Here is a 20,892-nt window from a genome sequence, read left to right on the forward strand (position 1 = left end):
TCCGCGCCCCTGCCCCTAGTCGGGCCGGCGCAGGTGCCAGTCGCTCGCCGCCTGGTACGCCCAGCCGATGCGCAGCGCCATCGCCTCCTCGCCCGAGCGGCACACGACCTGCAGCGAAGTCGGCAGGCCCTGGGGATCCAGGCCGTTCGGCAGCGCCAGCGCGCACAGGTCCAGGTAGTTGCCAAAGCGCGTGTAGTGCGCGGGCGCCTTCGTCTGGTCCACCTCGTCCAGCGGCACGGCCGTCGTCATCGTGGTGGGCGTGAGCAGGGCGTCGATGCCGTCCAGGGCGGCGGCGTACTGCTCCTTCATCGTGTCGCGCATGCGCAGGGCCTCGATGTAGGCCTGCGCCGTGAGGTCGCGGCCGGCGGCGATGCGCGGGCGCACGTGGGGGTCGAGCGGCGCCTGGTCGTCGTCGATCAGCGCGTGGTACAGCGCATAGCTTTCGGCGGCCATGATGCGCAGGTTGAAGGCCGCGACGTCGGCGAAGGCGAAGGGCAGCTTCACCTCGACGATCTCGGCCCCCAGCTTCTCCAGCTCCGCCAGCGAGCGGTCGTAGGCCGCGAGCACCGGGCCGGAAGCGAAGCTGCGCTCGGACTCCGGCATGCGGGCCAGGCGCAGGCCGCGCACGCCCCGCTGCAGCGTGGGGAGCGGGTCCGTGTACGGCAGGCCGCGCGTGAGCGGGTCCAGCGGGTCGGCGCCTTGCATCGCGGCGTAGAGCAGCGCCGCGTCGTGCGCGTTGCGCGCCATCGGCCCGGGCGTGTCCAGCGAGGGGCTCAGGGGCAGCACGCCGTGCGTGCTGATGCGGCCGATCGTCGTCTTCAGGCCGGTGATGCCGCACCAGGACGCGGGCAGCCGCACCGAGCCGCCGGTATCGGTGCCCACGGCCCAGGGCGCCAGGCCGGCCGCGACCGCGACGCCGGAGCCGCTGCTGGAGCCGCCCGGCGTGCGTGCGCGCTGCCGGTCCCAGGGGTTCCACGGCGTGCCACGCCGCGAGTTGGTGCCCCAGCCGCCCATGGCGAACTCCACGGTGTGCGTCTTGCCCAGGACGATCATCCCCTGTGCCAGCAGCTTGCGCGCGAGCGTCGCCGTGCGCGTGGCCTTGCGGCCCAACCAGGCCTCGGTGCCGCCGGTGACGACCTTGCCTTCGATCTCGACCAGGTCCTTCAGCGCGACCGGGATGCCATGCAGCGGCCCCACGGCGTGGCCCGCCCGCAGCGCCGCCTCCGCCCCGCGCGCGGCGAGCCGGGCTTCCTCGCCGTACACCTCGACATAGGCGTGCAGCTTCGGGTCCTGCGCGGCGATGCGCTGCAGGAAGGCTTCGGTGAGATCCACCGGGGACAGCTTGCGGGACTGCAACTGCTGCGAAAGCTGGTGCACGGGCACCGCGGTGAGGTCTTGCTGGCTCATCCCCGCGAATCTACCGCGCGTCCTTGCGCAGGGAAATCAGTTATTTGGGGGCGGGTTGATAACATTTGCGAATCATGCGAGTCACCCTGCGCCAGATCGAGGCCTTCTACTGGACGGCCAAGCTGGGCAGCATCCACGCCGCCGCGAACCACCTGAACTTCAGCCAGCCCGCGGTGTCCTCCCGCGTCAAGGAGCTCGAAGGGGCGCTGCACATGGAGCTGTTCTCGCGCAAGAACCAGCGCGTGCAGCTCACGCCCGAAGGACGCAATGCGCTCGCGCATGCCGAGCGCGTGCTCAACGCGGCGCAGGATTTCGAGCGCCTGGGTGGCGCCGGCCCGCCGCTGGAGGGCGTGCTGCGCCTGGGCTCCGACGAGTCGACCGCCTTGCTTGCGCTCGCCGGAGTCCTCAGCCGCCTGAAACTGCGCCATCCCAAGCTCATCGTCGAACTCAGCATCGACATCGGCGCGGTCCTCACCGAGAAGTTGCGCAAGCGGGAACTGGACGTGGCGCTGCACACGTACGGGGGCGCCGCGTCGCACGTCTTCGACGAGCTGCTGGGATGGGAGGAATTCCTGTGGATCGCCGCGCGGGACATGCCCGTGCCCGAAGGCGAGTTCGTGCCCGCCGTGGCCTCGCAACTGCCCATCGTGACGAACTCCCCGCCTTCGACCTTGAACGCGCTGGTGCGCAAGTGGCTGCAAGGCGGCGGCCAGGACTTCGAGGGCGTGAACTCCTGCAACTCCCTGCAGCTGATGCTGCAGCTGGTGCGGGCGGGCCATGCCATCGCCGTCCTGCCCGAGCCGCTGGTGCGCGAGCACCTCGCGACGGGTGAGCTGCGCCTGCTGCCGGCGCGGCCGCACATCCCGCCGGTGCCGTACTACGCGTCGTACCTGAAGGAAGCGCGCGGCCCGCTGACGGAAGCGATCGTGGAGATCGTCCGCTCGGTGCTCGAGCAGGTGCGCTTCCTCGCACGCATGACGGAGGCCGGGCCGGAGCCGGCGCCGGCCGCGCGTCAGGCGTGACCGAGGATGGCGCGGGGCTCGTACGCTTGTTCGAGCGCGGCCAGCTCCGCAGCGGTCAGCGTGACGTCGAGGGCAGCCACCGCCTCGTCGAGCTGGTAGGCCTTGCTCACGCCCGCGATCGGCGCGGTCACGCCCTTGTGCAGCAGCCAGGCGTAGGCGAGCGTCGCGGGTGCCACGCCCTGGTCCTTGGCCAGCGCGTGCAGGGTCTCGCGCACGGCCAGGTCGGCGGGGCGGCCATACATGCGCCGCTCCGCGTTGTCGGAGGCGCCGCGCGCCGTACCGCGCGGCGTGGTGCTGGCGAGGAAGCCGCGCGCCAGCGGGCTCCACGGCAGCAGGGCCACGCCCTGGTCGCGGCAAAGCGGGATCATCTCCCGCTCCTCCTCGCGGTAGACCAGGTTGTAGTGGTCCTGCATGCTCACGAAGCGGGTCCAGCCGTGCTCCTTCGCGATCTGCTGCAGCTTGGCGAACTGCCAGGCCCACATGCTGCTCGCGCCGAGGTAGCGGACCTTGCCGGCCTTGACCACGTCGTGCAGCGCCTCGAGCGTTTCCTCCGGCGGCGTGTCCGGATCGTAGCGGTGCACCTGGTACAGGTCGATGTAGTCGGTGCCCAGGCGCTGCAGGGACGCATCCACGGCGTGGAAGATGCGCTTGCGGCTCAGTCCATCCAGGTTGGGACGCCGGCGGAAGGAGGCGTGGTCCACGCCCTCGAACGCAGGGTCCACCGGGTTGTAGACCTTGGTGGCGATCACCACTTCCTCGCGCCGGGCGCCGGGGAACAGTTCCGCCAGGCAGCGGCCGGTGACCTTTTCGCACTCGCCGCCGGAGTAGGTGTCCGCGGTGTCGAAGAAGTTGATGCCCTGCTCCACCGCGCGGCGGAACAGGGGTCGCGCCGCGGCCTCGTCGAGGACCCACGGCCGCCAGGCAGGGGAGCCGAAGGTCAGCGTGCCGAGGCAGACACGCGAGACCTTCAGCCCGGAGGCGCCGAGTCGGACGTACTGCAAGCGCTTATTGCGGCTCGACGCCGGCGGCCTTGAGGATCCTGCCGTATTCGGCCTGGTCCTGCCGGATCGCCTCCGTCATCTTCTGGGGCGTGCCGCCGGCCGGATCGAGGGCGATCTCGGCGAACTGCTTGCCCATGTCGCCCTGCAGCCCCTTGTTCAGTTCGGCGTTGACGCGGTCGACGATCGCCTTGGGCGTGCCCGCGGGCGCCACCATGCCGATCCAGGTCACCGATTCGAAACCCGGGATGCCGGCTTCCGCGACGGTGGGCACGTTGGGCAGCGAGGGCGAGCGCTTGGCGCTGGTGATGGCGATGCCGCGCAGCTTGTTTTCCCTCACCACCGGGACCGCGGTGGGCGAGGTCTCGAACATGGCGTTGATCTGGCCGCCCAGCAGGTCGGCCAGCGCGGGCGCGCCGCCCTTGTACGGGACGTGCAGCACCTTGGTGCCGGTCGTCGCTTCGAACTGGCGGGCGGCGATGTCCTGGCCGGTGCCGATGCCCGCGTTTCCGATGGTGACCTTGCCGGGCTGCGCCTTGGCCAGCGCGATCAGATCCTTCAGGTCCTTCGCCGGCACCGAGGGATGCACCAGCAGGACGTGCGGCTGGATGACCAGCTGGGCCACCGGCGTGAAGTCCTTGAGCGTGTCGAAGCCGGTGCGCTTGTACAGGAACTGGTTGGCCGCGAGCACGCCGGAGCTCGAGACGAAGAAGGTGTACCCGTCGGCCGGTGCGCGGGCCGCGGCCTCGGCGCCGATGTTGCCCGAGGCGCCCGCGCGGTTGTCGACGATGACGGGTTGCCCCAGCGCGTCGCTCAGGCGCTTGCCCACCGCGCGCGCCACCATGTCGACGCTGCCGCCCGCCGGGAACGGCACGATGATCTTGATCGGCGCGGACGGCCAGGCGTCTGCGGCGGACGCGGATCCGGCAACGGCGAGGAAGGCGAGCGCGAGGACGCTGCGGCGCATGCGGTTGGTCATGGGTGGGTCTCCTGGGTGCGTTTGGGGGGGACGGGGGCGCGGCGCGTTACTTCGCCAGCTTCTGCTTGTGCTTGTCGATGGTGTCCAGGATCACCTGGGTCGTGCCCATGATGTCCGGGTACTTCTCGCCGGCGTCGATGCGCGCGAGCGTGCGCTTCTCGTCCTGCATCATCTGCAGCGCGCGCCTGGCGGAGTAGTCGATGTCCTCGGCGGGCAGCACCAGGATGCCGTTTTCGTCCGCCAGGATCGCGTCGCCGGGGTTGACCGCGACGCCGCCGCAGGTGACGGGCACGCAGAACTCGCCGCCCAGCCCCAGCGTCTTCACGGTGACCGCGGAGGTGCCCTTGGACCAGACGGGAACGCCGTACGCACGCAGCTCGCCCAGGTCGGTGACCAGCCCGTCCACGATGATGCCGGCCACGCCGGCCGCGCGCGCCGCGTAGGCCACGGCGCCACCGAGGGACGCGATGGACATGTCGCCGCACCGGTCGATCACGATGAAGTCGCCCGGCCGCGCCTGGCCCACCGCGTAATGGACCATGGCACCGTCCATGCCCGGCATGCGAACGGTGATGGCCGTCCCGGCGACGCGCCGGTCCTGGAACAAGGCGCGCAGTTCCGGACCCATGAAGCCCGTGTAGCGGAAGTGGCCGATCACGGCCGGCTCCGCCTGGACGAGCAGGTCCAGCAGTGCGCGGTCGACCTGGGGCGGGAGGGGGTTCAGCTGGTACATCGGGAAGTTGGGGCGAACGGGTTGGGGATGCGGCGGAATTTAGCCCGCGCCGCACCTCAGGCAAAGCTTGATATCTGGACGGGAGTTGATCGGGTTTTTGGATGGATGTCGGTGCCGGCAGTTCAGGCCAGGCCACCGGCATACGCCTCCAGCCCGATCTTCACCACCGTCGCCACGTCCGCGCCGACCTCCGCGCGGAACTCCTTTTCCGCCTGCGCCACGGCCTCCTTGAAGGCGGCCAGCCACAGCAGTCCGGTCGGCGTGAAGCGCACCATGCGGGCCCGGGCGTCGCGCGGGTCCGGCTCGCGCGCCACGAGGTCCCAGGCCTCGCACTGGTTCACCAGGTCCCCCATGGCCTGCTTGCTCATGCCGGCCTTCTGCGCGAGATCCGTCAGGCGCGTGCCGTCCAGGTCCAGGTGGCGCGTGATGTGGATGTGGGCGGCGGTGATCTGCGCCCGCGCCGCCAGGTTGGACAGGGCGAGGGGCACGTCGATGTTGTGCGCCATGAGGTGCAGCACGCGATCGTCGAAACGCCGCATCGCATGCCCCAGCAGGCGGCCGAGGTGGGTGAGTCGCCAGCCCTCGTCCAGTGTTGTCATTCACCAATCGTAAGGCAAACTGACCAAAAAACCTGTTGTCCGCCGCGCACCTCGCTCGTTACATTACTGGGCATGCATCCAGCCTGTTCGTCGAACCAGTGGCTGCACCCCACTCTCACAGACTACCTAAACCATTGATGCGCAAGGAGAAACAAGGCATGGACGTTCAAGTCAAAGGCACCCGGATCGCGCCGGCGGCGGACACCGAAAAGGCCAAGGCCTTGCAGGCCGCGCTGGCCCAGATCGAGAAGCAGTTCGGCAAGGGCACCATCATGCGCCTGGGCGAAGGCGAGGTGATCGAGGACATCCAGGTCGTCTCCACCGGCTCGCTGGGCCTGGACATCGCCCTGGGCGTCGGCGGCCTGCCGCGCGGCCGGGTGGTCGAGATCTACGGCCCGGAATCGTCCGGCAAGACCACGCTGACCCTGCAGGTCATCGCCGAGATGCAGAAGCAGGCCGGCCAGTGCGCTTTCGTCGACGCCGAGCACGCGCTGGACATCCAGTACGCGCAGAAGCTGGGCGTCAACGTGTCCGACCTGCTGATCTCCCAGCCCGACACCGGTGAGCAGGCGCTGGAGATCGTCGACAGCCTGGTGCGCTCCGGCGCGGTCGACCTGATCGTGATCGACTCGGTCGCGGCGCTGGTGCCCAAGGCCGAAATCGAAGGCGAGATGGGCGACTCCCTGCCCGGCCTGCAGGCCCGCCTGATGTCGCAGGCGCTGCGCAAGCTGACCGCCACGATCAAGAAGACCAACTGCATGGTCATCTTCATCAACCAGATCCGCATGAAGATCGGCGTGATGTTCGGCAGCCCGGAGACCACCACGGGCGGCAACGCGCTGAAGTTCTACGCCTCCGTGCGCCTGGACATCCGCCGCACCGGCACCATCAAGCGGGGCGAGGAGGCGATCGGCAACGAAACCAAGGTCAAGGTGGTGAAGAACAAGGTCTCGCCCCCCTTCAAGACCGCGGAGTTCGACATCCTGTTCGGCGAGGGCATCAGCCGCGAAGGCGAGATCGTCGACATGGGCGTGCAGAACGGCATCCTGGAGAAATCCGGCGCCTGGTACGCCTACAACGGCGAGAAGATCGGCCAGGGCCGCGACAACGCGCGGGAGTTCCTGCGCGAGAACGCGGACCTGGCGCGCGAGATCGAGAACAAGATCCGCGAAGCGATCGGCATTTCCCTGCTGCCCACGGACGCGGCCGCCGCGGAGTAGGCGGGTTGGCCTTCGGCCAGCTCTCGCTCAAGGGCCGCGCGCTGAAACTGCTCGCGGCGCGCGAGCATTCCCGGCAGGAACTGGAGCGCAAGCTCGCCCGGCACGAGACGGAGCCGGGCCAGGTGAAGGCCGCCCTCGACGAACTGCAGGCCCGCGGCTTCATCGACGAGCAGCGCGTGGTCGACTCGGTGTTGCACCGGCGAGCGGCCCGGCTGGGTGCGATGCGCATCCGGCAGGAACTGCAGGCCAAGGGCATCGGCAGCCAGCAGGTCGCCGAGGCGGTGGCGGCCCTGCGCGGCACCGAAGTGGCCCGTGCGCGCGAGGTGTGGCGGCGCAAGTTCGATGCGCCGCCGGCGGACGCGCAGCAACGCGCAAGGCAGGCCCGGTTCCTCATCGGCCGTGGTTTTTCCGCCGAAGCGGTGCGGCGTGTGCTCGCCTGGGACGAAGCGGACGACGGGGAAGGCTGACGCGGCTTGCGGTCGCCCGCCCGTCCGCGACAATAGCCGCCATGCTCAGCTGGTTTTCCACTTCCGAGTCCGTGCGCTTCGGCGAGGAACTCGCCGCCGACCTCATGTCCGAACTCGCGGGCTCGACCGGCAAGGCCGATGCCAAGTTCACCGCCAAGGCGGAACGCGCCCTGGTGCGCGCCGACCAGCGCGTGCGAGAGTTCAAGACGCGCGAGCGCCTGAACGTCTACAAGAAGGGCAAGCTCGCGAACGCCTTCCTGTGGAAGCTCAAGGACAGCGGCTGCAACGCCGAATACGCGAACCAGCTGACCGACTGGCTGAGCGTGCGCCTGTAGCGTGGGCTGGCTGCGCGACGCGATCGGCCGCCTGGGAGGCGGCGCCACGCCGGACCGCCCGCCGCCGGCGGCAGCGGCCGTGCCGTGGCTGCGGCGCGGCAACGACGCCCTGGCTGCCGGCAACTTCGTCGAAGCGGCCCGCTGCTACGGGCAGGGCATCGCGGAGCAGCCCGGCGATCCGGCCCTGCGCCTGAACCTGGGCTTCGCCCTGCTCGAACAACAGCAGTTCGGTGCCGCGCAGGAGAGCCTGCAGCGGGCGCTGGCCCTGCGCCGGCCGGGCGACGCCTTCGTGCACGAAGCGCAGTACCTGCTCGCCCGCGCGCAGGCGGGCTCCGGTGAGCCCGAGGCCGCGCTTGCCAGCCTGCAGGCGGCGCTGGACGCGCGACCGGACTTCGTCGAAGCCATCAGCGAGGGCGCGCGGCTGCTGATGCAGCTCGGGCAGCGGGAGCAGGCCGTGGCCTGGCTGCACAGGCTCGTCCAGCTGCAGCCCACGGCCTTCCACCGCATGCTGCTCGCGAACGCCCTGAACGATGCGGGCCGGCACCAGCAGGCGCTGGACCTGCTGGATGCGGTCTGCGGCGAGGAAGCTTCCAATGCCGATGCCTTCGTGCTGCGCTACACCGCGCACATGGGCCTCGGGCGGCTGGAGGAAGCGCTGGCCGACGCGGACCACGTCCTCACCCTGGTGCCGGCGGATGCGCTGCTGCACGCGAACCGCGCCGTGCCGCTGCACCACCTGGGCCGGCACGACGAAGCACTGCAGGCGGTGGACGCGGCGCTGCGCCTGGATCCGGCGCAGCGGCAGGCGCTCGTCAACCGCGCCACGGTCCTCCTGGACCAGTTGCGCGTGCCCGAAGCGGTTGCCGCCGCGCAGGAGGCGCTGCGCCTGCATCCGGAAGACGCGGACCTGCACTGGACCCTTGCCATGGCCCTGCTCGTCCAGGGCGACCATGCGCGGGGCTGGCCCGAAAGCGAATGGCGCCTGCAGCGCGCGGCGCTGCGGGGCAAGGTCGTGCAAGTCACGCAGCCGCGCTGGCAAGGCGAAGACCTGCGTGGGCGGACGATCTTCCTGCATGCGGAGCAGGGCTTCGGGGACAACATCCAGTTCCTGCGCTTCGTCCCCGAGGTGGCGGCCCGCGCTCAGACCGTGCTGCTGCTGGTTACGGCGGATCTCGAGCCGCTGGTGGCCAGCGCGCTGCCGGCCAATTGCCGCCTCCTGCCGCAGCACTCCGCGCTGCCTGCGATCGATTGCCACTGCCCCCTCATGAGCCTGCCGGCCGTGCTGGGCACGACGCTGGCCACGCTGCCCGCGGCGGTGCCCTACCTTCGTGCCGAGCGCGACGCGGTGCAGCGCTGGCGCGAGCGGCTGGGTGGCGACGGCCTGAAGGTCGGAATCGCGTGGTCCGGCAACCCGCAGCACGTCAACGATCGCAACCGCTCCATGCGCCTCGCCACCTTCCAGGCGGTGGACGTGCCGGGCTGCCGCTTCTTCACCGTCCAGCCGCAGATGCGGGACGGCGACCGGGAGCCGTTCACGCAGTGGACGCGCGCCGAGGACGCCGGCCGCGAGTTGCGCGACTTCGCCGACACGGCGGCCCTGCTGGAGGCGCTGGACCTCGTGGTCACGGTGGACACGAGCGTCGCCCACCTCGCCGGCGCGCTCGCCCGGCCGGTCTGGATCCTGCTGCCGCATGCGCCCGACTGGCGCTGGATGCTGGAGCGCGAAGACTCGCCCTGGTACCCCACGGCACGGCTGTTTCGGCAGCCGCGCCACGGTGACTGGGGCACGGTGCTCGCGCGCGTGCAGGCAGAGATGGCGGCGCTTGCGGCGCAGCGGCGTTGAGGAGGAGAAGAAGGTGTTTGGTTTCTGGCGCAAGGCCAGCACGGCACCGGTTGCGGCCCCCACGGCCGCCGATTGGCGCGCGCGAGGCAATGCCGCGCTGGGTGCCGGGAAGCTGCGGGAGGCGGGCGACTGCTACCGCCAGGCCACCGCGGCGGACCCGGCCGATGCCGCGGGCTGGCTGAATCTCGGCTACGTGCTGCTGGAGCAAGGCCAGGCGCGCGATGCCGCAGTGGCCTTGGAGCGCGCCACCAGTCTCGCAGCAACACAGGTGGACGTACAGGCGGACGCCGGCTACCTGCTCGGTCGCGCGCGGCTGCTCCAGGGTGACACGCGGGGAGCCACCGAGGCGTTCCACAAGGCCCTGGTAGCGCGTCCGGCTTTCGTCGAAGCGCTGCAGGAGCTGGTGCCGCTGCTGATTGCCTCGGGCCAGGCCGCGGAAGCGGTGGCTTGCACGCAGGCAGCGGCAGCAAGCGGCAACCCGCAGGGGCTCATGCTGCTTTCCCAGTCACTGCATGCGGCCGGGCGAGCGGCGGAGGCGCTTGCACCGCTCGCTGCGGTGCTCGCCGCCCATCCCGGGGACGCAGGCGCGCTCGCGTGCCGCGGCAACGTGTTGCTCGAGCTCCGGCGCCCGGCCGAAGCCCTTGCCGATTTCGAAGGCGCGCTGCAGGCGCACGGTCGCGCGCCGGACGCACTGGCGAACGCCAGCGCCGCCCTGCTGGCACTGGACCGTCCTGCGGACGCACTGGAACTCGCGGACGAAGCGCTGCGCGCGGATGCGGGGCATCGCGCTGCGCTCCACAACAAGGCCTGCGCGCTGAAGGACCAGGGCCGCATCGCCGAAGCGCTCGCGCAGGCGCAGCAGGCCAGTCATCTTCATCCCGGGGACCCCGACCTGGCGTGGGTGCTCGCGGTGTCCCACCTGCTGCAGGGCGATCTCGCGCGCGGCTGGCAGGCGCACGAGGCGAGGTGGCAGGCAAAGGGCTTCCTGGCCGCTGCCGGCCGTCCCGCGACGACGCAGCCGCAGTGGACGGGTGAGCAGCCGCTGGCGGGGCGATCCATCCTCCTCTACGCGGAGCAGGGCCTGGGGGACACGATCCAGTTCCTGCGCTACGTGCCGCTGGTGGCCCAGCGCGCTGGCACGGTGCTGCTCCACATCCAGCCTGCGGTCGTCCCCGTGCTGGGGCCGCTCCCGGCGAATTGCCGCGTGCTGCAAGCGGGCGAGCCGCTGCCCGCGCACGATCTGCAATGCCCGCTCCTGAGCCTGCCGCACGCGTTCCGCACCACCCTGGCCGACGTGCCGGCCGCGGTGCCGTATCTCCACGCCGATCCCGCGCGTGTCGAGGCCTGGCGCGATCGCCTTCCAGGCGGCGACAAGCCTCGCGTGGGCATCGTGTGGTCGGGCAACCCCGGGCACGGCAACGACCGGCACCGCTCGATTGCGCTTTCCACTTTCCGCGCGGTCGATCCGGGGCAGGTGCAGTTCGTCGCGCTGCAGCCGCAGGTGCGCGAGCGTGACCAGGCTGCGCTCGCGCAATGGAGCGGCCTCCTCGACGCCGGTCCGCATTTGCGTGACTTCGGGGACACGGCGGCGCTGCTGCAGGCGCTCGATCTCGTGGTGACGGTGGACACGAGCGTGGCCCACATCGCCGGCGCATTGGGGCGGCCGGTGTGGATCCTGCTGCCGCATGTGCCGGACTGGCGCTGGATGCTCGAGCGCGACGACTCGCCCTGGTATCCCACGGCACGCCTGTTCCGCCAGCCGGCTGTGGGCGACTGGACTTCGGTCGTCGCGCAGGTAAGAAGCGAGCTGGGACGGCTCGCCGCCCCTTAGACCCCCAGCATCAACTTCAGGTTCTGCACCGCCGCGCCGCTGGCGCCCTTGCCCAGGTTGTCCAGGCGCGCGATCAGCACCGCGTGCGCGTAGTCCATGTTGGAGTACACGCGCAGTTCCATCATGTTGGTGTCGTTCAGCGCCTGCGGCTCCAGCTTGCCGTCCTCGGTCGGGGGCTCGACGCTGACCCACTCGCTGCCCTGGTAGTGGCGCTTGAGCACGTTCTCCAGGTCCGCCGGCGTCGGCTTGCCGGGCAGCGTGTTCAGGTGCAGCGGCAGCTCCACCAGCATGCCCTGGCGGAAGTTGCCCACCGAGGGGATGAAGATGGGGCGGCGCACCAGGCCGGTGTACTTCATGATCTCGGGCAGGTGCTTGTGCTTGAGGCCCAGCGCATAGACCTCGTAGGCGGGCGCAGCGCCGGACTCGTAGGCTTCGATCATGCTGCGGCCGCCACCGGAATAGCCGCTCACCGAAGGCAGCACCACCGGGTAGTCCTTGGGCAGCACGCCGGCATCCACCAGCGGGCGCAACAGCGCGATCGCGCCGGTGGCGTAGCAACCCGGGTTGCTGACGCGATCGGCCTTTGCGATCGCCTCGCGCTGGCCGGCGGCGAGTTCGGGAAAGCCGAACACCCAGCCTTCGGCGGTTCGGTGCGCCGTGGAGGCGTCGATGATGCGGGGCTTGCGGCCGCCCGCGCGGCCGATCTCGTCGATCATGGCCGCCGACTCGCGCGCGGCATCGTCGTGCAGGCAGAAGATGACGAGGTCGACCCCGGCCATCAGTTCCTTCTTGGCGCCCGGGTCCTTGCGCTTTTCGGGCGCGATGCTCACGAGCTCGACCTGCGGCATCGTCTGGAGCCGCTCGCGGATCTGCAGGCCGGTGGTGCCGGCTTCGCCGTCGATGAAGACCTTGGCCATCTGGGTTCCTATAACCGGAGCTTATGGAGACGGAAAGCTGCCGCCCGACATTGGTGCAATGCACCATGATACAGTCGCCGTTCGTTTTCCGCTGACCGCCGCCCCCGCCCCGCGCCTCGTCGGCCGTCCAGTTTTCATCCCCCGAGAGAACCCTCATGAAGATCCACGAGTACCAAGGCAAGGAGATCTTGCGCAACTTCGGCGTGCCCGTGCCGCGCGGCATTCCCGCGTTCACGGTCCAGGAAGCAGTGGAAGCGGCGCAGAAGCTCGGCGGCCCGGTCTGGGTGGTCAAGGCCCAGATCCATGCGGGTGGCCGCGGCAAGGGCGGCGGCGTCAAGGTGGCCAAGTCGGTCGACGACGTGAAGAAGCTCGCCGGCCAGATCCTGGGCATGCAGCTCAAGACCCACCAGACGGGTCCCGAGGGCCAGAAGGTCCGCCGCCTGTACATCGAGGACGGCGCCGACATCCAGAAGGAGTACTACCTCTCCGTCGTGACCGATCGCGCGACGCAGAAGGTGGCCTTCATCGCCTCCAGCGAAGGCGGCATGGACATCGAGGAAGTGGCGCACGCCACCCCCGAGAAGATCGTCAAGGTGTTCGTCGATCCGCTGGTGGGCTTCACGCAGGCCCAGGGCGCGGAGCTGGCCAAGGGCATCGGCATGCCGGCCGATTCGGAGGCCCAGTTCATCGACATCTGCCAGAAGCTCTACAAGTGCTACATGGACACCGATGCCTCGCTGGTCGAGATCAACCCGCTGAACCGCGACAGCAAGGGCAAGGTCATCGCGCTGGACGCCAAGTTCAACTTCGACCCCAACGCGCTGTTCCGACACCCCGAGATCGTCGCCCTGCGTGACCTGGACGAAGAGGATCCGGCCGAGATCGAGGCGTCCAAGTTCGACCTGGCCTACATCTCCCTGGACGGCAACATCGGCTGCCTGGTGAACGGCGCCGGCCTGGCCATGGCCACCATGGACACCATCAAGCTGTTCGGCGCCGAGCCGGCCAACTTCCTCGACGTGGGCGGCGGCGCCACCCCGGAGAAGGTGACCGAGGCCTTCAAGATCATGCTGAAGAACAAGAAGGTCGAGGCCATCCTGGTCAACATCTTCGGCGGCATCATGAAGTGCGACACCATCGCCACCGGCGTCATCACGGCCTGCAAGGCGGTGAACCTGAGCGTCCCCCTCGTCGTGCGCATGAAGGGCACCAACGAGGAACTGGGCAAGAAGATGCTGGCCGACAGCGGCCTGCCGATCATCAGCGCGGACACGATGGCCGAGGCCGCGCAAAAAGTCGTGGCCGCCGTGAAGAAGGCCTGAGGAACACTGCAATGTCGATCTACATCAACAAGGACACCAAGGTCATCACCCAGGGCATCACGGGCAAGACCGGCCAGTTCCACACCGAGAAGTGCCAGGAGTACGCGAACGGCAAGAACTGCTTCGTGGCCGGCGTGAACCCCAAGAAGGCGGGCGAGTCCATCTTCAACATCCCGATCTACGCCTCCGTCAAGGAAGCGGCCAAGCAGACGGGGGCGACGGTCTCGGTGATCTACGTGCCGCCCGCGGGCGCCGCGGCGGCGATCTGGGAAGCCGTTGAAGCCGACCTGGACCTGGCCATCTGCATCACCGAAGGCATCCCGGTCAAGGACATGCTGATCGTGCGCAACAAGATGAAGGCCAAGGAAGCGGCCGGCGGCAAGAAGACGCTGCTGCTGGGCCCCAACTGCCCCGGCCTGATCACGCCCGACGAGATCAAGATCGGCATCATGCCCGGCCACATCCACAAGAAGGGCCGCGTGGGTGTCGTGTCGCGCTCCGGCACGCTGACCTATGAAGCCGTGGCGCAGCTCACCGAGCTGGGCATCGGCCAGTCCTCCGCCGTGGGCATCGGCGGCGACCCCATCAACGGCCTGAAGCACATCGACGTGATGCAGGCCTTCAACGACGATCCCGACACCGACGCCGTGATCATGATCGGCGAGATCGGCGGCCCCGACGAGGCGGACGCCGCCCGCTGGTGCAAGGACAACATGAAAAAGCCGATCGTGGGCTTCATCGCCGGCGTCACGGCGCCCCCCGGCAAGCGCATGGGCCACGCCGGCGCGCTGATCTCCGGCGGCGCCGACACCGCCGACGCCAAGCTGGCGATCATGGAGGAATGCGGCTTCAAGGTGACGCGCAACCCGTCCGAGATGGGCCGCCTGCTCAAGGCACTGCTGTAAGCGCGAACTTTCCGCGTCCAAGGGGCCAGGCCGGTCGCCGCAAGGCGCCCGGCCTTCTTTTTTGTTGGCGTGCTTGACCACGGCGGGCCGTTCTGCAACAAAATGTTCACCTTGCACAGGCCAAGGGGTGGAAGTGAGCAAATCGTCGGCCGCGGGACGCGGGGGGTTGAGGCGCAGCGACCGGTTCGGGCGCGGCGCGGTCGCGTCGCGGCGGTCCTGCGCTTGGACGAGCCTGGCGAACGCGTTGCCATGCGGAAGCGGCAGCGCTGCGACCCGGCGCGCATGCAGCCATCGCGCGAGTCGTCCGAGCCCGTCGCGAGGGTCGCGCGCGAGGCCCAGCGTGCACACCGCCTTCGTGCGCGACCTGCGCGTGGGGATGGCCGGTCTGCCGGCGGACCTGGACGGCACGCGCACGATCGCCTGCGGCGCAGCCGCATGCATTGCGGTGATGGCGGCAGGCAACGCTTTCGTGTCGGCTTGCGCATCCCGCGGCTATGATGCGTTCCAGAAGGACGAGCAGGCGCCGGGGGTGCCGCTCGCCAAGATCACCTTGATGAACAAGTCGGGGGCTCCGGAGAGGCCCCAGGCCGCCGGCGGGGAACACCGGCCTGAAGCCTTGACCCGCGAACTATGAACTACGAGTTTTGCTTCCGCACGGACCCCGGTCTGGCGCGGGAAAACAACGAGGACTCCGTCGCCATCGACGAGCCCACCCGCCTCGGGATCCTCGCGGACGGCATGGGAGGCTACAACGCCGGCGAAGTCGCCAGCGGCATGGCCACGACCTTCATCAAGTCGGAACTCGGTCGCTGGCTGGCCCAGGCGGGCCGCCACGCCAACGGGCGCGAGGTGCGCCGCGCGATGGAGATCTGCGTCGACAACGCCAACCGCTCCATCTTCAACGCCGCGAACTCCAATCCGCAGTACAGCGGCATGGGCACGACGCTGGTGGTGGGCGTGTTCCAGGACGGCCGCCTGATGCTTGGCCACATCGGCGACTCGCGCTGCTATCGCCTGCGCGCGAACCACCTGGACCAGATCACCAAGGACCACTCGCTGCTGCAGGAGCAGATGGACGCCGGCCTGATCACGCCGGAGCAGGCCGCCACCTCCACGAACAAGAACCTGGTCACGCGCGCGCTCGGCGTCGAGGACGCGGTGCTGCTCGAGGTCAACGAGCACAAGGTGGAACCCGGCGATCTGTACCTGATGTGCTCCGATGGGCTGTCGGATATGCTGGACGACGACGCCATTGCCCAGATCCTCGCGGGCGATGGCTCGCTGGAACAGAAGTCGGTGCAGTTGGTCGATGCGGCGAACGCGAACGGCGGGCGCGACAATATTTCGGTGCTGCTGGCGCAAGCCAACACCGGCTCCAGGAAGCGCGGCCTCATCTCCCGCTGGCTGGGCCAGTGAGCCGCGGGAAGTACCACAGGCTTTAGAGAACTGAATCAGAGGAGTCGGCCATGCCGAAGATGATCGTTTCGATCGACGGTGTCGTCATCAAGGAAGTACAGCTGACGAAAGACCGCACGACCCTCGGACGGCGGCCGTACAACGACATCGTCATCGACAACCTTGCCGTGTCGGGCGAGCACGCGGTGCTGCAGCTCACGGGCAACGAGGTCTACCTCGAGGACCTCAACAGCACCAACGGCACGTACGTGAACGGCAAGGCGGTGAAAAAGCAGTTGTTGCAGAACAACGACACCGTCGAGATCGGGAAGTACAAGATCAAGTTCATCAACGAGGCGCCCGGCGCCACGTTCGAGAAGACCATGATCTTCAAGCCGGGCATGGTGCCGCCCGTGCCGGCCAAGGCCGGCGCGGAGCCTGCCGGTGCGCCTGCGGCTGCCCCGGCACCGGCTGCGGCCAAGACCCTCGGCGCGCCCGAGGGTGGTGTCAATGCCAGCATCAAGGTGCTGTCCGGCGCCGCCGCCGGCCGCGAAGTGCCGCTGGTGAAGGTCGTGACCACCATCGGCAAGCCGGGCGTTGCCGTGGCCGCCATCACCAAGCGCTCGCACGGCTTCGTGGTCGCCCACGTGGAAGGCGCCAACAAGCCGACGCTGAACGGCACCGCCATCGGTCCCGAGCCGGTCGTGCTGAAGAACGGCGACATGCTGGAGCTGGCCGGCACGCAGATGCAGTTCCTGCAGGCGAGCTGAGCGCGCGCCACGGCGCGCCCGCCGCATGGGCTTGCTCGCGAGGCACTGGCCGCGCATCGCGGTCACCTTGGCGCCGCTGGTGTTCGCGCTGCTGCATGCCGTCGGCGCGCTGCCCATCGGCTTCCTGACCCGGCTCGACGCCATCCTGTACGACGCGCGCCTGCGCGCCGCCATGCCGCGCACGATCGACCCGCGCGTGGTGATCGTCGACATCGACGAAAAGAGCCTCGCCGAAGTGGGCCGCTGGCCCTGGGCCCGCAATCGCCTGGCCGCGATGCTCGACGAGCTCTTCGACCGCCAGAAGGCAGCGATCGTCGGTTTCGACGTGGTGTTCGCGGAGCCGGACGACTCCTCGGGCCTGCGCCGCCTGCGCGAGCTGGCCGAAGGCGAGCTCAAGGAGGCGGCGGGCTTCCGCCAGCGCCTGTCGAATCTGCAGGCCAGCCTCGACTACGACGCTGCCTTCGCCCGCGCGCTGGAAAAACGGCCCGTGGTCCTGGGCTACTACCTCACGAGCGACCGCGACGGCCGCAAGAGCGGCGTGCTGCCTGCTCCGGTGATGCAGCGCGAGGCCCTGCAGGGCCGCCCGGTCACCTTCTACAGCTTCGACGGCTACGGCTCCAACATTGCGCAGCTCGCCGGGGCGGCGCCGGCGGCGGGCTACTTCAACGCGATCACCGACACGGACGGCGTCGTTCGCTCCGTGCCGCTCGTGGCCGAGCACGGGGGCGCCTATTACGAGTCGCTCGCGCTGGCCATGTTCCGTGTGATGGCGGGGCAGCCGCGCGTCGAACCGGGCTTTCCGCGCGACCGCCTCGCGGGCAGCAAGTACGGGGCCCTCGAAAGCATCGTCCTCAAGCTGGGGCAGCGCCAGTTCGAGATTCCCGTCGACGACAAGGTGGCCACGCTGGTGCCGTTCCGCGGCCCCGGCGGCGCATCGGGCAAGTCCTTCCGCTACGTGTCGGCATCGGACCTGCTCGCCGGACGCCTGCCGGCGGGCGACCTGAAGGACATGATCGTGCTGGTGGGCACGACCGCGCCCGGCCTGCTCGACCTGCGCGTGACGCCGGTGGCGGAGACCTATCCCGGCGTGGAGATGCATGCGAACCTGATCTCCGGGCTCATGGAAGGCCGCCTCTACGTCAGGCCGGACTACGCGATGGGCTACGAGGTGGTGGTGCTGCTGGTTGCCGGCCTGCTGCTCGCGTTCCTGCTGCCTTTGCTCTCGGCCACCGTGGCCGTGCTGGTGAGCGCCGTCGTCGTCGGCTTGCTGCTGGCGCTGAACTACTGGCTGTTCTCCGCGTACGGCCTGGTGCTGCCGCTGGCGGGCGCCCTGCTGATGGCGGGCCTGGCGTTCGCCCTGAACATGAGCTACGGCTACTTCGTCGAAAGCCGCAGCAAGCGCGAGCTCGCCAACCTGTTCGGCACCTACGTGCCGCCGGAGCTGGTCGACGAGATGGTGAAGGACCCGGACAGCTACAGCATGAAGGCGACCAGCAAGGAGCTTACCGTCATGTTCTGCGACATGCGCGGCTTCACCAGGATGTCCGAGAAGATGGAGCCCACGCAGCTGCAGGAGCTGCTCAACGCCGTCTTCAGCCGCCTCACGGACATCATCCGCGCCAACCGCGGCACCATCGACAAGTACATGGGCGATTGCGTCATGGCGTTCTGGGGCGCGCCCGTGGAGACGCCGAATCACGCGCAGCTCGCGGTGAAGTCCGCCCTGGAAATGTCGCAGGCCGTGCGAGCGATCAACGCGGAACACCGGGCCCGGGGGATCCTGGAAATCGGCGTCGGCATCGGCATCAACACCGGCACCATGTGCGTGGGCGACATGGGCTCGGACATCCGGCGCAGCTACACGGTGATCGGCGATGCGGTGAACCTGGGCTCGCGCCTGGAGGGCCTGTCCAAGGTCTACGGCGTGGACATCGTGGTGAGCGAGAGCGCGCGAATGCAGGCCGGCGACTTTGCCTGGCAGGAGCTGGACCGCGTGCGCGTGAAAGGCAAGGAGCAGGCCGTCGGCATCTTCCATCCGGTGGGCGAGGCGGCGCGCGTGGACAAATCGACGTCCGACGAACTGGAAACCTGGGCCGCGTTCCTCCGCGCCTACCGCGCACAGGACTGGCAACAGTGCGACTTGCGGCTGCGCGAACTGCAGCGTCCCGGCGCCAAAAAATACCTTTACGACCTGTACGCCGAGCGGGTAGCCTCCATGCGGTTGTTGCCATTCGACCCGGGCTGGGACGGCGCGACCAATTTCGAGACGAAATAAGAGAGGCGCTGCCAGATGAGGGTGCGGGTGCTGGGTTGCTCCGGCGCAATCGCGAAGGACTGCCGGACCACGTCCTTCCTGATCGACGGCGACCTGCTGGTCGACGCCGGCACCGGCGTGGGCGACCTCACGCTGGAGGAGATGCGCGGCATCCGCCATGTCCTCCTGTCGCATTCCCACCTGGACCACATCGCCGCGCTGCCGCTGATGGTCGACGCGGTCGCCTCCCAGCTCGCCGAACCGATCCACGTGCACGCGCTTGCCGGCACGATCGCCGCGCTGAAGACCCACCTGTTCAACAATGTGATCTGGCCGGACTTCAGCCGCATCCCTTCGCCGCAGTCGCCTTTCGTGGCCTTCCACGAGGTGCAGGTCGGCCAGGTGCTGGAGTTGCAGGGCAAGTCCATCGAGGTGCTGCCTGCCGTGCACACGGTGCCGGCTTGCGGCTACGCGGTGACGACGGGGCGCGGCTGCTGGGTCTTCACGGGTGACACCGAGCGCAACCCGCCCTTCTGGGAGCGCCTGAACCAGCTGGAAGTCGCGGCGCTCGTCATCGAGACCGCCTTCTCCAACCGCGAGCTGGACCTCGCCCGGCGCAGCCTGCACCTGTCGCCGCAGGCCCTGGCCGAGGAGCTGGACTGCATCGACAAGAGCAAGAACTTCCCGATCTTCATCACGCACACCAAGCCGGCGGAAACCGAGCTGATCATGACGGAGATCCAGCGCTTCGACCAGACGCAGCCCTTCGGGCCCGACGTGAGCCACGACATCCGCTGGCTGCGGGCGGGACAGGTGTTCGATCTGTGAGTGCGGTCCTGAAGAACAGCGACAGCGAACAGGAATTTCTCAGCTCGCAGCAACTGCCTCCGGACAAACGCGCGTCTCCTTCGAGGCGCTGTTCTTCCGGCAGCTGCAGACCGTCACCTGCTCGCCGACGGCGTGCTGACGCGCGATGAACTCCAGGCGCAGCTTGCCCGGACGCGCGAGGACGCGTGCCGGTCGACCATGTGCTGGTGGACGACTGCTTCATCAAGTCGGCGCAGATGGGCGCCTCGCTGGCGAAGTTCTTCGGCGTGGCCTACCAGCCCGATGGGACTGACCGGCCTGAAGCAAGTTCGGTCGGTGTGCATGCGCTAACGGCGTGATTTGTCACGCGCGCGACGCTTTAGGTCGCTGAAAGCAGCGCAGTGACGCTGCCGGATGCCAACAAGTTCACGAACTCGGGCTGGCACACCGATTGCACATCCTCCTCGCTTTCAACCAACCCGGAGCTTTTAATGAAGCGTCAACTCCAACAGGGCTTTACCCTGATCGAACTGATGATCGTGGTCGCGATCATCGGTATCCTGGCCGCCGTGGCCCTGCCCGCGTACCAGGACTACACCAAGCGCGCCAAGATGTCCGAGGTGATCCTCGCGGCGTCCGCCTGCCGCACGACCATCACCGAGGTGTACCAGTCGGGTTCGCAGTCCACCATGTCCGCCAACAACTGGGGCTGTGAGAGCACTACGGGCTCCAACTCGAAGTACGTCTCCACCATCGTGACCGACGCCAACGGCAAAGTGACGGTGACGTCGCAAGCCATCGGCACGGGCGCCGACGGCGACGTGACGCTGATCCCCTCGGACAGCGCGGGTACCGCCATGTCTTACTCGGGCACGTCCCAGACCATCTTCAAGTGGATCTGCGGCGGCTCGGGCACCACGGTGCAGGCCAAGTTCCTGCCGGGTTCCTGCCGCGGCGGTTGATCGGCAGTCACTGCTGGAAAAAGGGGCCGCGAGGCCCCTTTTTGCGTCCTGCGAGCAAATTTGTCAGGAGGGGCGACGCGTTACGTCGGCGCGATGCGCCGGAAAACAGCGCGGCCCGCCAAAAGG

General features: G+C 68.9%; 21 protein-coding genes. 15 read left to right on the plus strand and 6 right to left on the minus strand.

Going from position 1 to position 20,892, the window contains the following annotated elements:
* Positions 1-15: 15 nt before the first annotated feature.
* Positions 16-1,407: an amidase gene (locus tag AC3EGR_RS06170; RefSeq protein ID WP_488545567.1), complete on the minus strand. Its 1,392-nt coding sequence runs from the start codon at positions 1,405-1,407 to the stop codon at positions 16-18.
* 74 nt (positions 1,408-1,481) lie between these two features.
* Between AC3EGR_RS06170 and AC3EGR_RS06175 the strand changes: the two genes are divergently transcribed.
* Entirely contained in the window at positions 1,482-2,429 is a 948-nt protein-coding gene (locus AC3EGR_RS06175; protein ID WP_488545568.1) for a LysR family transcriptional regulator, read from the plus strand.
* Here AC3EGR_RS06175 and AC3EGR_RS06180 read toward each other — a convergent pair.
* From AC3EGR_RS06180 to AC3EGR_RS06195, 4 genes are all read right to left on the minus strand, one after another.
* The gene (locus AC3EGR_RS06180) at positions 2,420-3,430 is read right to left on the minus strand and encodes an aldo/keto reductase (RefSeq protein ID WP_488545569.1); all 1,011 of its coding nucleotides are present in this window, start codon (positions 3,428-3,430) and stop codon (positions 2,420-2,422) included. The two genes, AC3EGR_RS06175 and AC3EGR_RS06180, sit on opposite strands and share 10 nt — an antisense overlap.
* A gap of 4 nt (positions 3,431-3,434) precedes the next feature.
* A complete protein-coding gene (locus tag AC3EGR_RS06185) occupies positions 3,435-4,406 on the minus strand; it encodes a Bug family tripartite tricarboxylate transporter substrate binding protein (protein WP_488545570.1) in 972 nt (323 codons plus the stop codon).
* Positions 4,407-4,452: 46 nt separating this feature from the next.
* Positions 4,453-5,139 (minus strand): RraA family protein, encoded by a 687-nt coding sequence (locus AC3EGR_RS06190; RefSeq protein ID WP_488545571.1) that lies wholly within the window; start codon positions 5,137-5,139, stop codon positions 4,453-4,455.
* Positions 5,140-5,261: 122 nt separating this feature from the next.
* Complete coding sequence (locus AC3EGR_RS06195; RefSeq protein ID WP_488545572.1) at positions 5,262-5,738, minus strand: MarR family winged helix-turn-helix transcriptional regulator; 477 nt, start codon at positions 5,736-5,738, stop codon at positions 5,262-5,264.
* A 158-nt stretch (positions 5,739-5,896) separates the two neighbouring features.
* On the opposite strand from AC3EGR_RS06195, the gene recA reads away from it, so the two are divergent.
* From recA to AC3EGR_RS06220, 5 genes are read left to right on the plus strand one after another with little or no spacing between them, the layout of a single operon-like run.
* Complete coding sequence (gene recA, locus AC3EGR_RS06200) at positions 5,897-6,958, plus strand: recombinase RecA (protein WP_488545573.1); 1,062 nt, start codon at positions 5,897-5,899, stop codon at positions 6,956-6,958.
* Between the two features lie 5 nt (positions 6,959-6,963).
* Positions 6,964-7,425 (plus strand): recombination regulator RecX, encoded by a 462-nt coding sequence (gene recX, locus AC3EGR_RS06205; RefSeq protein WP_488545574.1) that lies wholly within the window; start codon positions 6,964-6,966, stop codon positions 7,423-7,425.
* A gap of 41 nt (positions 7,426-7,466) precedes the next feature.
* Entirely contained in the window at positions 7,467-7,760 is a 294-nt protein-coding gene (locus tag AC3EGR_RS06210) for a hypothetical protein (RefSeq protein WP_488545575.1), read from the plus strand.
* Position 7,761: 1 nt separating this feature from the next.
* Positions 7,762-9,603, plus strand: coding sequence for a tetratricopeptide repeat protein (locus AC3EGR_RS06215; RefSeq protein WP_488545576.1), 1,842 nt, complete (start codon positions 7,762-7,764; stop codon positions 9,601-9,603).
* A gap of 13 nt (positions 9,604-9,616) precedes the next feature.
* A complete protein-coding gene (locus AC3EGR_RS06220) occupies positions 9,617-11,434 on the plus strand; it encodes a tetratricopeptide repeat protein (RefSeq protein WP_488545577.1) in 1,818 nt (605 codons plus the stop codon).
* Here AC3EGR_RS06220 and argC read toward each other — a convergent pair.
* On the minus strand, positions 11,431-12,351 hold the full coding sequence (gene argC, locus AC3EGR_RS06225; RefSeq protein ID WP_488545578.1) for an N-acetyl-gamma-glutamyl-phosphate reductase: 921 nt from the start codon (positions 12,349-12,351) through the stop codon (positions 11,431-11,433). The two genes, AC3EGR_RS06220 and argC, sit on opposite strands and share 4 nt — an antisense overlap.
* A 155-nt stretch (positions 12,352-12,506) precedes the next feature.
* On the opposite strand from argC, the gene sucC reads away from it, so the two are divergent.
* The 9 genes from sucC to AC3EGR_RS06270 all read left to right on the plus strand — a co-directional run bounded on the left by sucC (position 12,507) and on the right by AC3EGR_RS06270 (position 20,766).
* Positions 12,507-13,673, plus strand: coding sequence for an ADP-forming succinate--CoA ligase subunit beta (gene sucC, locus AC3EGR_RS06230; protein WP_488545579.1), 1,167 nt, complete (start codon positions 12,507-12,509; stop codon positions 13,671-13,673).
* 11 nt (positions 13,674-13,684) lie between these two features.
* On the plus strand, positions 13,685-14,578 hold the full coding sequence (sucD, locus tag AC3EGR_RS06235) for a succinate--CoA ligase subunit alpha (RefSeq protein WP_488545580.1): 894 nt from the start codon (positions 13,685-13,687) through the stop codon (positions 14,576-14,578).
* Positions 14,579-14,918: 340 nt separating this feature from the next.
* Positions 14,919-15,212 (plus strand): hypothetical protein, encoded by a 294-nt coding sequence (locus AC3EGR_RS06240; protein WP_488545581.1) that lies wholly within the window; start codon positions 14,919-14,921, stop codon positions 15,210-15,212.
* Entirely contained in the window at positions 15,209-15,994 is a 786-nt protein-coding gene (locus AC3EGR_RS06245; protein ID WP_488545582.1) for a Stp1/IreP family PP2C-type Ser/Thr phosphatase, read from the plus strand. Before AC3EGR_RS06240 ends, AC3EGR_RS06245 begins: the two co-directional genes overlap by 4 nt.
* A 50-nt stretch (positions 15,995-16,044) precedes the next feature.
* The gene (locus AC3EGR_RS06250) at positions 16,045-16,743 is read left to right on the plus strand and encodes an FHA domain-containing protein (RefSeq protein ID WP_488545583.1); all 699 of its coding nucleotides are present in this window, start codon (positions 16,045-16,047) and stop codon (positions 16,741-16,743) included.
* Positions 16,744-16,768: 25 nt separating this feature from the next.
* A complete protein-coding gene (locus tag AC3EGR_RS06255; protein WP_488545584.1) occupies positions 16,769-19,018 on the plus strand; it encodes a CHASE2 domain-containing protein in 2,250 nt (749 codons plus the stop codon).
* Positions 19,019-19,033: 15 nt separating this feature from the next.
* Positions 19,034-19,825, plus strand: a complete 792-nt coding sequence (locus AC3EGR_RS06260) for a 3',5'-cyclic-nucleotide phosphodiesterase (protein ID WP_488545585.1) — start codon at positions 19,034-19,036, stop codon at positions 19,823-19,825.
* A 185-nt stretch (positions 19,826-20,010) separates the two neighbouring features.
* Positions 20,011-20,163 (plus strand): hypothetical protein, encoded by a 153-nt coding sequence (locus AC3EGR_RS06265; RefSeq protein WP_488545586.1) that lies wholly within the window; start codon positions 20,011-20,013, stop codon positions 20,161-20,163.
* Positions 20,164-20,295: 132 nt separating this feature from the next.
* Positions 20,296-20,766, plus strand: coding sequence for a pilin (locus tag AC3EGR_RS06270; RefSeq protein WP_488545587.1), 471 nt, complete (start codon positions 20,296-20,298; stop codon positions 20,764-20,766).
* Positions 20,767-20,892: the final 126 nt, after the last annotated feature.

Source organism: Ramlibacter sp. G4-7 (genome assembly GCF_057784995.1).